Genomic DNA, 13,011 nt, shown 5'->3' with positions numbered 1-13,011 from the left:
AGAGTGCTGAGAGTTGTGCACGTTACGTAGGAAGACCATTGTGGCAGCGCCGCATCCGGGCGAGGATGGCGCGATGAGTGACTCGACGGGGACAGTCGTCGCGGCAGTAATCGCCTTCGCGGCTGCCGTCATCGGTGCGTTCATCGCCGGGATGTACGCCAAGCGCGGAGCCGAAGCCGGTGGGCGCAAAGCAGTTGAGGCAGCCTTGGCTCAGGTGCACGGACAGGCGGCGGCGGAGCACTGGCAGTGGGTGCGTAGTCAGCGGCATCAGGCCTTCGCTGCCCTCCTTGAGGCCTATGCCGCTTTGGATGAAGTGCTCGTACGTATCACACCTGAGGTGCGGGGTGGGGCCGGACTTGATGAGGCGACGGGACGTGAACTTCGTGAGCGCACCGTTGAGCTCAAGGCAAAAACAAGCCAGTTGGCTCTGTGGGGGCCAAACGAGGCGAATGCGCTGGCTTACGCCATGACGGGGAAGTCGATGGCGGCTGTGGGCGCCTTGATGCAGGTGGCGGGAGGAAGTTCTTCAAGCCCGAGCGTGGACTGGTCCGGATTTGACCAGGCTAGGAGCGAGATGACCCAGGTTTACGCCTCGTTCCTCCAGGGAGCAGGAGAAATCATTCGTAATCCGTTGCAGCCAGTCAGGTAACAGATTCTTCCATGCGGCCGGCCAGGGCGCGTATGAAATCCTGCCATGTAGCAGTGCTCAGGGTGATTTGCGGTCCTGACGTGGCTTTGGAGTCGCGGACCCTGATCGCTTCGGCGAGTTCGGCTACTTCCAGGCATTCGCCGCCCATGCCGTTGCTGTAGCTGCTTCGGCGCCACGGGATGCTCGACGGCAGCATCATCGAGAGTTCTCCTCCAAGAGTCTTGTGATGAGCAAGATCGATCGCTGAGGACTCAGTGCCAAGGCCCTGAGGTGATCGAATGCCTTCGTGTAGAGGGCCACGTCCTTGGGCTCTTCGAGGTAGACCGAATCGGTAAGTCCCTCTCGATAGACCACGTCCGGGTCCTCCTGCTCCGGGAAGCCGAGGATCGTGAACGACCCGGTGGTGGGATAGGCGCCTGCGTTGAACGGCAGCACCTGGACGGTCACGTTCTTCAACTTCTGGATTTCCAGCATACGTTCGAGCTGGCTGGCCATGACTTCGCGGCTCCCGACCGTATGCAGCAAGGCGCTCTCGTGCACGACTGCCCATAGATCAGGCGCGCTCTCGCTGGTGAGGAGCTCTTGTCGCCGCATCCGGACGTCGACCATGCGTTGAATGTCGTCGGGGGTGTGATCCACCCATGCGCGGCTCAGCTCGGCTGCGTACTCGCTGGTCTGTAGGAGGCCGGGGATGAACTCGGCTTGATAGGTACGCAGGTCGGAAACCGCCTGTTCGAGACCAACGTACACAGAGAACCAGGCGGGGATCGCGTTGCTGTGTGCGTGCCACCACCCCTTTGTCTTGGACTCCTTGGCCAGCGACTTCAGAAGTTCACGCAGTTCATCCGCAGTCCCGTAGAGGCGGCACAGGGCATCGACATCCGAGGGCTGGACGCGTCCTTGTCCCGTCTCCATGCGGCTGACCTTGGAACTGCTCCAGTCCAACTCCTTGCCTACCTGGCTGCACGTCAGGCTGCTCTCGTCGCGCAATCGCTTGAGCTCGATCGCAAGGCGGCGACGGCGAGCTGTGGGGGATCCAGACATGGCAACTCCTCGTGGGGTAGCGGATGTTCCATCCCATCGGAAGCGGGCTGAAAGGCCAATCACTCTAACGAGGGAATCCCTTCGTGCATGTTGCATGGCGAGAGTTGCACTGCGACTCTGTCACTGAGAGTCATTGGCGTGAGCACCGTGCGCAACAAAGCGCGTGAGGGGTGGTCGAAGGTGATCTACGTGAGCGATTGTGTTGGGCGAGAGCCCTGGGTGCACAAGTTCGCTGCCCAGCCGAGTGAACTCGCGGAGTTGAGACGGACGTTGAAGCTCCGACTCATTCTGTGGGGGCTCCCCGATCATGTTGACGCAGCGCAAATCTGCATGTCAGAGCTGGTGACCAATGTGATCCGGCACGTCGGCGAAGGAACCCCCAGCACGCTGCGCGCAGCGCTCAACGGGCCGTATCTCCGTTTGGAGGTTACGGACCCCGACACCCGTGCCTTGCCCACACTGCTCACCGTCAGCAGTGCACTGGAGTCGGGCCGAGGAATGGCGCTCGTCGACACCCTGACGGATCACCGCTGGGGCGTGTCCGTCCAAGGCGATAGGAAGGTGGTGTGGTGTGAGCTCGCCACGGACACTGCTGTCGCTTGCGGCACGACGATCGCCCCTCATGTCACACGCGCCGGGGCCATCCTCGATCTGTACGGATCCTGGCAACTGCCCCGCGAGAAAGTCCAGTCCGGCCGTGGCAGTGTGCTCGGCGCGGCAGCAGCAGAAGAGGCTGCCGTCGGGGTCATGGCGGACGTACTGCACTGGTTGCATGCACACGGACATGACCCCGATGACGTACTCGACCGAGCACAGACTCACTTCGAGGCTGAGCTCGGCGAGATCGCGTGAGCGCCGAGTTGCTCAGCCCGCGGTGATACCCGAGTACGACCACACATCTGCAGGTAGCTCATCATGCAGCCGCCACGTGATGGCCATGGGCTTGCTGCCTTCGTGGCCGGCATACGTTGCCGGGCCGAGCAGCATCCAGGGCTGTGCCTTGCCGATGTCGGTGTCCTTGTAGCGCCGCATGAACAGCAGGACGTGGCTGCCGCGTTGCTCGTGCTGCTGGTAGCGCAGACCGGTGGGAGAGGTGGCTGCGGTCGTGCTCTGCGACTCCCAATGGAAGAGGGAAGGGCTCAGCGCGTAGTCCTTGTACCGGACCGTGGGGGAGAAGTCCTTCTCGTTCTTCTCAAGGGTGATCAGCAACGCGTCGGTCTGATTCTGCTCATCCCACAGAACGCCCTGCGCGAAGGAGCCGGGCATCTGACCGCCGAGGCGGGCCACACCGAGTGCGGCCAGGATCTCCGAGCGGTTGTATGCGCTGTGGATCTTCAGCGGGATATGCGCATGCGGGCCCTGCAGTGGGAGGGGGAAGTGGTCGGCATACCCCATCACGTGGTCGAGTACTTGGCGCAGCTCGCTACGGAAGGCTCGCTGCTCGCGCAGCGATTCAAGCCCCTCGGCGTAGGAAGTGAACCCGCCGGCCTTGTCCCAGAGGTTGAAGAACAGCATGCGTGCGTACGTCTGATCCTTCTCGCTGAGTGAGTCGTACGGCGGGGCGTCATCGTTCAGCAGGCGCGCGTATGCGTCGGCGCGTTCGCGGTCGTCGACGTGGAGGAAGGCGTGCACACGCTTCAACAGGTCTTGTTCGTCGGCTTGTTCAGGTAGGTCGGACAAACCGGCGCGGCGCAGGACCGTCGTCCACGAGTTGCTCGACTTGTACAGCTCCCGGATTTCCCGGCGGCTCTCTTTGAGGTAGTCGGCGAGGAGCGGCGTGTCGAAGGCCCTGGCCTCTTTGGCGAGGGTCTGGACTGTCGCCTTGATCTGGGTGCGGATGTTATCCAGGACAAGATCTTTGGACTTGCCCTCAAGGATGATCTGGCAGCCGGAGGGCAGCAGTGGGAAGTCATGCTCGGCGTGCTCAAGGAGCCGGTTGCGTGACAGGTTGGTCATCGCGCGGAATTGCTCCTCGAACCGGAACTCGGCTCGGTGCTGGCCGATGAAGTCGAGCACTGTGAGCACGGGCTTGTCCGGCGTGCGGCGTAGGCCTCGACCGAGTTGCTGAAGGAAGACGGTGGCGCTGTTCGTGGGGCGCAGGAGGAGCAGCGTATCGACGTCGGGGATGTCCAAGCCCTCGTTGAAGAGGTCTACGGAGAAGATGACTTGGATCTCTCCAGCCTTGAGCTGGGACAGCACATGGTCACGGACCTCGGGCCGCGATGCGCTGTCCAAGGCCTCGGCCTTGAAGCCAACGTCCCGGAAGCACTTCGCCATGAAGTGAGCGTGCTTCCTGCTGACGCAGAAGCCGAGTGCCCGCATGCTCATCGGATCGGACACCTTGTCCCGCACCTGTTTGATGACAATACGCGCCCGTGCAGTGTCGGCCGAGAACAAGTCGCCGAGCTGGCTCTGGTCGTAGGTACCCGAGCGCCAGCTAAGACGTGTCAGATCGGTGCCGTCCGGCACACCGAAGTAGTGGAACGGGCACAGGAGATCGTTATCCAGGGCCTCCCACAACCGCATCTCGGCTGCGATTCGGCCTTCGAAGAACTCGTCCTGCACATTCAGGCCGTCCGCGCGCTCGGGAGTGGCGGTGAGGCCGAGGAGTTGCTTCGGCTTGAAGTGGTTGATAACGCGGCGATACGTCGAAGCCGTGGCGTGATGGAACTCGTCGATGACGATGATGTCGAAGTGTCCCGGGTCGAACTGGTCGAGTCGCTGGTCGGTGAGCGACTGAACGCTGGCGAAGACATGCTTCCAATCACGCGGTAGCGCGCCGCTGAAGAGTGGTTCGCCGAAGGATGCGTCATCGAGTACCTCGCGGTACATGCGGAGTGACTGCCTCAGGATCTCCTTGCGGTGGGCCACAAAGAGCAGCCGTGGGTGCTGCTTGCCACCCCACTCCTCGTACAGGTTGCGGTAATCAAGCGCGGCCATGACTGTCTTGCCCGTACCAGTAGCGGCGACAAGCAGATTGCGCTGGTAGCCGCGTACCTCACGCTCGACGCGCAGTCGCTCCAGCATGTCGGCCTGGTGCGGGTGCGGTCGAACCTCAAGGCCAGAGAGGCTGATCTTGGTGTCCTGGCTGGCCTGCGTACCGCCCGCCACGGTCAGGGCCTCGTCCAACTTGTGGGCGTCGCGATCGGGGTCGTACGACTCAAAAGCGATGTCATTCCAGTACGCGTCGAAGGTGGCCTCGAACTTGTTGAGCACGACCGGAGTGGCCACAGACGAAAGGCGCACGTTCCACTCCAGGCCGTCGAGCAGCGCGGCTTTCGAGAGGTTGGAACTGCCTACGTAAGCCGTGTCGAAACCGCTCTCGCGTCGGAACAACCAGGCCTTCGCATGGAGCCGTGTCGAGCGGGTCTCGTAGTTGACCTTCACCTCGGCGCCGAAGTCGCGGACGAGTCGGTCGAGCGCGTGACGGTCGGTTGCGCCGATGTAGGTGGTCGTGATGACTCGAATCTTGACACCGCGGTCTCTGGCGGCGCGGAGAGAGTCTTCGAGTACACGCAGGCCATACCACTTCACAAAGGCGCAGAGCAGATCGATGCGATCTGCCGTGGCCAGCTCAGCGCGCAGCTCACTGCCGAGACTCGGGTCCTCGGGAGAGTTGGTTATGAGGGCGGTCTCGGAGAGAGGTGTCAGCGGACGCATCGCGTAGACACCAGGGGCTTCCTTCTCCGCAAGGGCGAGGAGTTGGCGAGGGCCATCGGCGATGAGGTCGGCCGTGTCACTGCCTCCGAAGTCGGCCGAGTTGGATGAGAGTGACTCGATGATCCGGTTGGCTACGGCGACACGCTGGTCGTGGGGCAGCTGGCTGAGCCGCCGGCTCACGGCCTGACTGATGTGACGAGCCAGTACATGAGGTGACGATTCTTCGCTGACCTCATCATCGATGGCTCTCCAACCTGCTGCGCTGAGCTGCGCCATTTGTCCTTGCATGCGTTGGGTGACGAGTTCCTCGTAGACACCCGCAACAGGCTGCGACAGATCCCCCGGCTGAGCCACGCTGTTCCCCATTCCCTCACACACAGCAATGGCTCAGTTTTAGCAGGTGACACTGAGAGCCCTCATGGAGAACGTCGGTTTCGGTCGGTGAGTGAGCTGCGTGCATGCGCGGCAATTCGATGGGCAACGTCCTCTGGCCGCTCGTGCTCCCAGAAGCGGAGGACCTTCCATCCGGCCGCGGTGAGGTGCTCTGTCGTCTCAAGATCGCGAGCCATGTTGTTGCCGAGCTTTGTTCGCCACCACTCAGCGTTTGCTTTCGGCTGTGTGGCGTGCTCGGGGCAGCCGTGCCAGAAGCAACCATCCAGGAAGATCGCGATCTTGGCCTTGGGGAAGGCGATGTCGATCGTGCGGCGAGGCATGTCGGGCACTGGGACGTTTACTCGGTAACGCCATCCTGCGGCGTGCAGGATCTTCCGGACCGCGACCTCGGGGACAGTGTCGCGGGAGCTCTGGCGGCTCATGCGGGCGGAGACGCTGGGGGAGGAAGGAACAGCACGTGGCATCTGAGCATTGTGCCGACGGACGGAGGGCGGTGAGGTGGGAGTCGTGAGACTGCGCTCCGGCCACTGAATGGGTCGATGCCGGTGGCCGTAGATCCAAGTTTGAGCTCAAACCTTCGCGCGGCTGGCCATGTGGTCGCTGGACGGATTTTCTGCGCACCGTTGGGTCCGCCCGCTTCTTGGCCAGTGTCGTGCTTCCGCGAGCCGCCTCAAGGGCGCTCCACTCCGCTGCGCTGCGTTCCGCGTCGGCTGCGCCGATGGCCCTCCGGGCCACCCTTGACCCGGCCCGCTCCAGCACGGTGGAGAAGCGAGCGGGCGGCCCGGAGAGGCGGGTGGCCAAGGTTGGTTGGCGGTGGGGTCGGTTGGGTGGCGGGGCGGAGTCGGGGGCGCATTGGCGTCTCGGGGGCACGCCGGGTGGGTTGAGCGGCGTGCGGTGGGTGGGGCGTGGTGGGGTCGCGCTGAGGCCGGTCCGGGACGAGCGTGGGTCAGGCCTGCCTGCGGTTACGACCCGTGGCACTCCCCATAAACCCGCCCCGACCCACACCAACAAACCGCCCCCCGCTGCGGAGGCCAAGCCACCGCCCGCCCCCGTGCCGCCAGCGTCGTCGCGTACTGCGGCAGCAGCGTCGTGTCCTCCGGGGAGGAGAGCTCGGAGGCTGCGAAGGCCTCGTAGGACGGGACCGTGCCCGTGACGATGCCGAGGTTCGGGGTGCCGGAGGCTGAGAGTTCTCGGAGGGAGTTCTCTATCGTCGTCAGGTGGTCGTCGTGGGACGGGTACTCGGAGGACAGGGACGGGTACGCCGCCGTCAGTTCCGTCAGTTCGGCTTCCGGCCAGTGCAGGACCGCCACCGGGAACGGGCGGGACAGGGCCTCCCTGAATGCGCCCAGTTCCGCGCGCAGGCGTGAGATCTCCGCCTCCAGTTCCGCCGGGTTGTCCGAGCCGAGGGACCACACCCGCTTCGGGTCGTGGAGTTCGTCCAGGGAGACCGGCATCGAGTGGAGGGTGTCCGCGAAGGTGTCCCACTCGTCGTGGGGGGCGCCCAGCATGCGGCGTACGCGGTGGCGGCCGAAGAGCAAGGGGTGTGTGGAGTACGGGGGCTCCGGGACGTCCGTCAGGAGGAGGGTGACGCCCTCTGTGAATGTTTCCTGCGCCTGTTCCAGCTCGTCGTGGGACTCCAGCGCCTCCGCGATGATCACCCAGGGGGCCGGGTCGCGGGGGGCCGCTGACCTGACGCCGTCGATGATCGCCCTGGCCTCCGCCTCATGGCCGTACTCCCAGAGGTTCGAGGCCTTCAGGGCTCGTACCAGGTGAGGGTCGTCCAAGGGGGCGGGTGACGACAGGAGGCGGTCGTAGAGCGCGGTCGCGGCGGGGCGGTCGCCGGACAGTTCCAGGTGGGCCGCGGCCCGCAGGAGCAGGGCTTCGGCGTCCTCGGGGTAGAGGCCGGCGGTTCGCTCCAGGCGTGCCGCCTCGGCGGTGTGGTCGACGTTTTCGGCAGGCGTGTCGGGGCGCATGGGGGACACCGTACTGCCCAGGGGTGGCGGAGCGGAGAACAGAGGAGGGAACAGGGTGCAGATATTGCCTGGTGGAGGGGCGGGGCTCAGGTTCTGGCCAGGCACAGCAAGGTCAGGAACGGGACCAGGATCAGGGGCGTCATCGCCAGCCATCTCGTCGAGCCCCGGCCATGGGGTCTTACGTTCACCCTCAGCGCCAGGAGTACCAGTACCGCTCCCGTCAGTGCCAGCAGGAACATCACCACCGGTGCGTGGTCGAGTGTGTGGTAGTCGCAGTTCGTCGCGCTTGGCGGTGTGGGTGCGAAGGCTTCGCAGTCCGAGGGGGCGTAGCGGGTCAGCAGCCAGTACGTCAGGTAGAGCGGGATGATCGCGGGTATCCCGATGGCCAGGTTGGCCAGGGCGGGGGCCAGGAGGGCTCGGCCGTGGGCGGTTCGGGGCCCGCGATCTTCCGCTTTCGTCATCATGTGACGCACGACGTTCCGTCAGCGTCCGCGGTTGCGTCCTGCCTGTCGGGTCAGATCACCACACCGTCCACCTGCAGCGTCTGCACCGCCTTGCCCGCGAACGGCACCGCCACCGACTTACCGCTCAGGTACGTGTTCGAGTACGACCGGTATTGATCGCCGCCCGTCGTCACCGTGTTCCAGCGCGGGACCAGGCCGCCCGAGCCGCCGCTCACCGTGGTGAAGCGGGAGAGGTCGAAGGTCAGCGTCTGGGCGGATGTCGATGTGTTCAGGGCCACTATCACCAGGCGGCGGGCGGAGGGGTCGTAGGCCGCTGCCGCGTAGCTGACGCCTGTGTCCAGGATGCGCATTCCGGGGCGGATGTGGCGGCTGAACTGTGCCATTACGTAGTGCTTGGTCTGGACTGTGGTGGGTTGGAGCGTGTTCGCGTCGTACGCGATCATCGCCCAGCCCGTCGACGGGTCCATCACCTGCCAGTAGCACCACGCCGTCGGGTGCAGCCAGCGGAAGTCGTAGAGGAGGTTCGAGGCCAAGTTGTAGCCGGTGGCGTCGCTGTCGCCTGTCTCCGAGTTCCACAGCTTCTTGCCCGACGTCGTCACCACGTCCGTGTAGAGGAGGTCGCGGCGGCCTCCCGAGCCCTGGTAGCCGTGCACGTTGACCTGGCTGACCAGAGCCTTCGTCGCGGAGTTGAAGGATGACCACGTGGAGCGGGCCGTGTCGTAGTTCGTCTCGTCCGAGGATGAGATGCGGATCCCCGACAGGCCTCGCTTGTCCAACTCGCTGCGCATGTACGGGAGTACGGCCGCCTGGACCGCCGGGTCCATGTGGCAGCCCTCCTGGGTGCCGGTGGCGGTCCACCAGGTGGAGGCCGGCTCGTTGAACGGGTCGACCGTCGCGAAGTTCACGCCCCAGTTCTGCTTCGCGTACAGGGCCGTCGCCGCCAGGTGTGAGGCGTGCTGGCGGTAGTTCCAGGTCTGGAGGTTGTTGCCGCCGTCCGCCGCGCCGGACGGGTTGTGGTTGGAACACATCCACCACATGGGGGAGTTGGCGAAGAGCTCGGTGATCGCGCCACGCGCCGTCGCCTTCTGCAGCATCGAGCGCTGGTTCGCGTCCGCCGTCCAGTCCCAGGCCGAGGACGTGGGGTCCTCGTTGTTCCAGTCCTGCCAGAAGCCCTCGATCTGCTTGAAGCCGGGGATGTTGGCGGACTTGACCATCGTCTCGCCGCCCACGGTGTTCCAGCTGCATGCGCCCAGGTTGTAGCGGGCGATGTTGAGGCCGAGGCCGGGGAGGGCCGTGCCGTTGTAGGTGACCGAGTTGGTGGTGAAGAAGAGGTCCGCGAAGTCGGTGCGGGCTCCGAAGACGTTGGCCCACCAGGCGAGGGAGGTGCCCCAGCCCTCCCAAGTGCCGTACGACGTACCGGGGTTGACGGCGATGGTGGCGTCCGCGTGTGCGGTGCCCGTCGCCAGGGCGCCGCCGAGGACGGCGCCGCCTGTCGCCGCCAGCAGAGTTCTGCGTCTGATCATGACTTCTCCGCTTCGTTCAACGGCCGGCGGCCGGTCGTCGTCGAACCGGCGTCGTGGCCTGTCCCGTTCATGCCGACAGGAAGCATCAGGTGTGGCGGGTGAGGTTGTCGAGGGTTCCGACAGCCCTTTCTCAAACCTGTGGAGGAAGTGTTCGGGGTACCGGACACCGGCCCGGTACCCCGGCCCTGTGCGGACCGGTCGCGCACGGGTCTGGAGACCTCGCGCCCCGGCCCTTATCGTGCGGGCGGCCCCGGCGGAGGAGGCTCACCGATGGTGCGGGTTCGCGTCGTGCGGCACAGCGCGCTTCGGCGGCGTGCCCTGCGGTGGCGGGTGCTGTGGGGTGGCGGGGAGGTGCTCGTCACCGTCGGGGTGCTGCTTCTGCTGCTCGTCGTGCATCAGGTGTGGTGGACCAACCGGGAGGCCAGGGAGGGCGCCGAACGGGAGGTCCGGGCGCTGGAGCGGTCCTGGGACGGGGGAGGCGGTGATTCCCGTACGGCGGTGGCCCCACCGGCGACGACGGCCCCACCGGCGACGACGGCCCCGCCGCCCGACACCGGGAACGGACGGAACGGGCCCCCGCCCGCGCCCACCGCCGCCCCCGCCCCGACCCCCGACTGGTCCCAGGCCTACGCCATCCTCTCCATCCCCCGCCTCGCCCTCCGCGTCCCCGTGGCCGAGGGCGTAGCCAAGAGCGGCGTCCTCAACAAGGGCTACGTCGGCCACTACCCCGGCACCGGGCAGCCCGGCCAGGCGGGCAACTTCGCCCTCGCCGGGCACCGCAACACCCACGGCGAGCCGTTCCGGTACATCAACCGGCTCAGGGCCGGGGACACCGTCCGGGTCGAGACGCGGAGCGCGACGTACACGTACGCCGTCGACCGGACCCTGCCGCAGACGGCCGCTCGTGACGGGGGTGTCATCCGGCCGGTCCCACGCTCCGAGGTCAGACCCGGGTACGGCTACACCGAACCCGGCTACTACCTCACGCTCACCACCTGCACGCCGGAGTACACGTCCAAGTACCGGTTGGTGGTGTGGGGCAAGCTGCTCTCCATGCGGCCCCGGTAACATCAGGTCCAGCGCGTGATGAGTCAGGATCGAGCCGTACGAGGGGAGGGGTACCGATGATGCGAAACCGGGCGAGTCTGCGTCCCGTCACCGCGATGGTGCTGCTCTTCCTCGAAGTCGTGCTGCTCGACACCGGCAGCCTTTCCGCGACCGTCGCCCTCGCGGCGACCGCCGCCGCGGGATCCGCGTTCGCCGTCTGCTCCCTCCTCGTCTCGCGCTCCGCGCCCGCCGTCGCGCCCACCCGAGTGCGTACGGCCATCCGCGACCGGGCCCGCCGTACGGCCTTCCTGCCGCAACGCGACCCCGATGCCTCTGGCCGGCCACGGCCCAGGGCGCCCGGACACGCCCTCCCGGCGACCGCCGCGTAGGGCACACACAGCCACCCGGCTCACCTCTGTGACCCCGCGCGGGTCGTCATGCCGCCCTGCCGTTTCCCGGCAGCTCTCTCCAATCCGGCACGACGAGACCCCCGGAGGGCTCACCCATGTCCGTTTTCGCCGACCTTGTTCAGCAGTTGGCCGATCTCCTCGACCCGCTGTTCGGCGCCACCGCGGCCGCCGCCGCGATCGTCCTGTTCACCGCGTTCGTACGGCTGCTGGTGCATCCCCTGTCCCGGGCCGCCGCGCGCGGGCAGAAGGCGCGCGCCGAGCTGCAGCCGAAGATCGCCGAGCTGCGGAAGAAGCACGGCAAGAACCCCGAGAAGCTCCAGCGGGCCGTGATGGAGCTGCACAGCGCGGAGAAGGTGTCGCCGCTGTCCGGATGTCTGCCCAGCCTGTTCCAGCTGCCCGCGTTCTTCCTGCTCTACCACCTGTTCTCGAACACGACGATCGGCGGCAAGGCGAACGAGCTGCTGTCCCACCAGTTGTTCGCCGCGCCCCTCGGGGACCGCTGGGCGGACGCGCTCGGTGACGGCGGTGTGTTCGGGGCGGCGGGTCTCGTGTACGTCGGGCTGTTCGTGGTCGTCGCCGGTGTCGCCGCGTTCAATTTCCGCCGTACGAAGCGGATGATGGCCGCGAATCCGGCGATGCCGGTGGTTGATGGACAGCAGCCGGTTCCCGGGATGGGGGCGATGACCAAGGTCATGCCGTTCATGTCCTTCTTCACGCTCTTCACCGTGGCGGTGGTGCCGCTGGCCGCCGCGCTGTATGTGGTGACCAGCACGACGTGGAGTGCGGTGGAGCGGGCCGCGCTGTACCGGTAGGTCCCTGCCTACGGTCCAGTACGTGAACCGGGTATTGCGGACTGGGCGTCGACCTTGGAGGATCGACCAGTCCTCCGATGGCTGCACCCGTCGGCGGGCGCCCCGCGATCGAGGGAGATTGTGATCATGAAGCTGCTGCGAGTCGGTACGGCGGGAGCGGAGACGCCCGCGCTGCTCGACGCCGAGGGCGTCCTGCGCGACCTCTCCGGTGTCGTCCCGGACATCGACGGCGCGCTGCTCGCCGACGATGCGGCGCTGGGGCGGATCCGGTCCGCCGCGGAGGGCGGTGAGCTGCCCGCGCTGGACGCGGACGGGCTGCGCGTCGGGCCGCCGCTCGCCCGTATCGGCAAGGTCGTGTGCATCGGCCTGAACTACCACGACCACGCCCGCGAGACCGGGGCCGAGCCGCCCGCCGAGCCGGTCATCTTCTTCAAGGCCGCGGACACGGTCGTCGGCCCGAACGACACGGTGCTCGTGCCGAGGCGGTCCACCAAGACCGACTGGGAGGTCGAGCTCGCCGTCGTCATCGGGCGTACGGCCCGGTATGTGGAGTCGGCCGAGGAGGCCCTCGCGCATGTCGCCGGGTACGCGGTGGCGCACGACGTGTCCGAGCGGGAGTTCCAGATCGAGCGGGGCGGGACCTGGGACAAGGGCAAGAACTGCGAGACGTTCAATCCGCTGGGGCCGTGGCTGGTGACGGCGGACGAGGTGCCGGATCCGCAGAGTCTCGGCCTGCGGTTGTGGGTCAACGGGGAGCTGAAGCAGGACGGGACTACGGCCGAGCAGATCTTTCCGGTGGCAGAGGTCGTGCGGTATGTCAGTCAGTTCATGACGCTCTATCCCGGGGACGTCATCAATACGGGGACGCCGGCGGGGGTGGCCATGGGGGCGCCCGAGCCGAAGCCGTATCTGCGGGCCGGGGATGTGGTGGAGCTGGAGATCGAGGGGCTTGGTCGTCAGCGGCAGGAGTTCAAAGACGCCTGAGGGGTGGGGACTGCGCGATGTACGGCGGGTGCGAGCTCGTCGTGGCTTCTCG

The 13,011-nt window shown here is 66.3% G+C and carries 13 protein-coding genes; 6 read left to right on the top strand and 7 right to left on the bottom strand.

Features of this window, described 5'->3' with window-relative positions; translation table 11 throughout:
- Positions 1-73: 73 nt before the first annotated feature.
- Positions 74-649 carry a hypothetical protein gene (locus IE325_RS36840; RefSeq protein ID WP_190074517.1) on the top strand — a complete coding sequence of 192 codons (576 nt, stop codon included), beginning with the start codon at positions 74-76 and terminating at the stop codon, positions 647-649.
- Here IE325_RS36840 and IE325_RS36835 read toward each other — a convergent pair.
- A complete protein-coding gene (locus IE325_RS36835; protein WP_190074516.1) occupies positions 642-848 on the bottom strand; it encodes a DUF397 domain-containing protein in 207 nt (68 codons plus the stop codon). The two genes, IE325_RS36840 and IE325_RS36835, sit on opposite strands and share 8 nt — an antisense overlap.
- Complete coding sequence (locus IE325_RS36830) at positions 845-1,693, bottom strand: helix-turn-helix domain-containing protein (RefSeq protein ID WP_190074515.1); 849 nt, start codon at positions 1,691-1,693, stop codon at positions 845-847. The genes IE325_RS36835 and IE325_RS36830 overlap by 4 nt, the downstream gene beginning before the upstream one ends.
- A 138-nt stretch (positions 1,694-1,831) precedes the next feature.
- On the opposite strand from IE325_RS36830, the gene IE325_RS36825 reads away from it, so the two are divergent.
- Complete coding sequence (locus IE325_RS36825) at positions 1,832-2,545, top strand: ATP-binding protein (protein ID WP_308437702.1); 714 nt, start codon at positions 1,832-1,834, stop codon at positions 2,543-2,545.
- A 12-nt stretch (positions 2,546-2,557) separates the two neighbouring features.
- Here the strand turns inward: IE325_RS36825 and IE325_RS36820 are convergent, their stop codons facing one another.
- The 5 genes from IE325_RS36820 to IE325_RS36800 all read right to left on the bottom strand — a co-directional run bounded on the left by IE325_RS36820 (position 2,558) and on the right by IE325_RS36800 (position 9,706).
- Complete coding sequence (locus IE325_RS36820) at positions 2,558-5,719, bottom strand: DEAD/DEAH box helicase (RefSeq protein ID WP_190074513.1); 3,162 nt, start codon at positions 5,717-5,719, stop codon at positions 2,558-2,560.
- Positions 5,720-5,769: 50 nt separating this feature from the next.
- Positions 5,770-6,168 (bottom strand): very short patch repair endonuclease, encoded by a 399-nt coding sequence (locus IE325_RS36815; RefSeq protein WP_190074512.1) that lies wholly within the window; start codon positions 6,166-6,168, stop codon positions 5,770-5,772.
- Positions 6,169-6,708: 540 nt separating this feature from the next.
- Positions 6,709-7,719, bottom strand: coding sequence for an SEC-C domain-containing protein (locus IE325_RS36810; RefSeq protein ID WP_190074511.1), 1,011 nt, complete (start codon positions 7,717-7,719; stop codon positions 6,709-6,711).
- Positions 7,720-7,805: 86 nt separating this feature from the next.
- Positions 7,806-8,183 (bottom strand): hypothetical protein, encoded by a 378-nt coding sequence (locus IE325_RS36805; RefSeq protein ID WP_190074510.1) that lies wholly within the window; start codon positions 8,181-8,183, stop codon positions 7,806-7,808.
- A 50-nt stretch (positions 8,184-8,233) separates the two neighbouring features.
- Positions 8,234-9,706 carry a glycoside hydrolase gene (locus IE325_RS36800; RefSeq protein ID WP_190074509.1) on the bottom strand — a complete coding sequence of 491 codons (1,473 nt, stop codon included), beginning with the start codon at positions 9,704-9,706 and terminating at the stop codon, positions 8,234-8,236.
- Positions 9,707-9,976: 270 nt separating this feature from the next.
- Here IE325_RS36800 and IE325_RS36795 point away from each other — a divergent pair, with 270 nt between their 5' ends.
- The 4 genes from IE325_RS36795 (at position 9,977) to IE325_RS36780 (ending at position 12,959) form a co-directional block, all read left to right on the top strand.
- Positions 9,977-10,774, top strand: a complete 798-nt coding sequence (locus IE325_RS36795; RefSeq protein WP_190074508.1) for a class E sortase — start codon at positions 9,977-9,979, stop codon at positions 10,772-10,774.
- A gap of 56 nt (positions 10,775-10,830) precedes the next feature.
- A complete protein-coding gene (locus IE325_RS36790; RefSeq protein ID WP_190074507.1) occupies positions 10,831-11,142 on the top strand; it encodes a DUF6412 domain-containing protein in 312 nt (103 codons plus the stop codon).
- A gap of 116 nt (positions 11,143-11,258) precedes the next feature.
- A complete protein-coding gene (locus IE325_RS36785) occupies positions 11,259-11,975 on the top strand; it encodes a YidC/Oxa1 family membrane protein insertase (RefSeq protein WP_190074506.1) in 717 nt (238 codons plus the stop codon).
- Positions 11,976-12,101: 126 nt separating this feature from the next.
- Positions 12,102-12,959, top strand: coding sequence for a fumarylacetoacetate hydrolase family protein (locus IE325_RS36780; RefSeq protein WP_190074505.1), 858 nt, complete (start codon positions 12,102-12,104; stop codon positions 12,957-12,959).
- Positions 12,960-13,011 lie beyond the last annotated feature (52 nt).

Origin of the sequence: Streptomyces lanatus (assembly GCF_014655715.1) — a bacterium.
GTDB lineage: Bacteria > Actinomycetota > Actinomycetes > Streptomycetales > Streptomycetaceae > Streptomyces > Streptomyces lanatus.
This window is presented reverse-complemented; position numbering and strand designations above follow the sequence as displayed.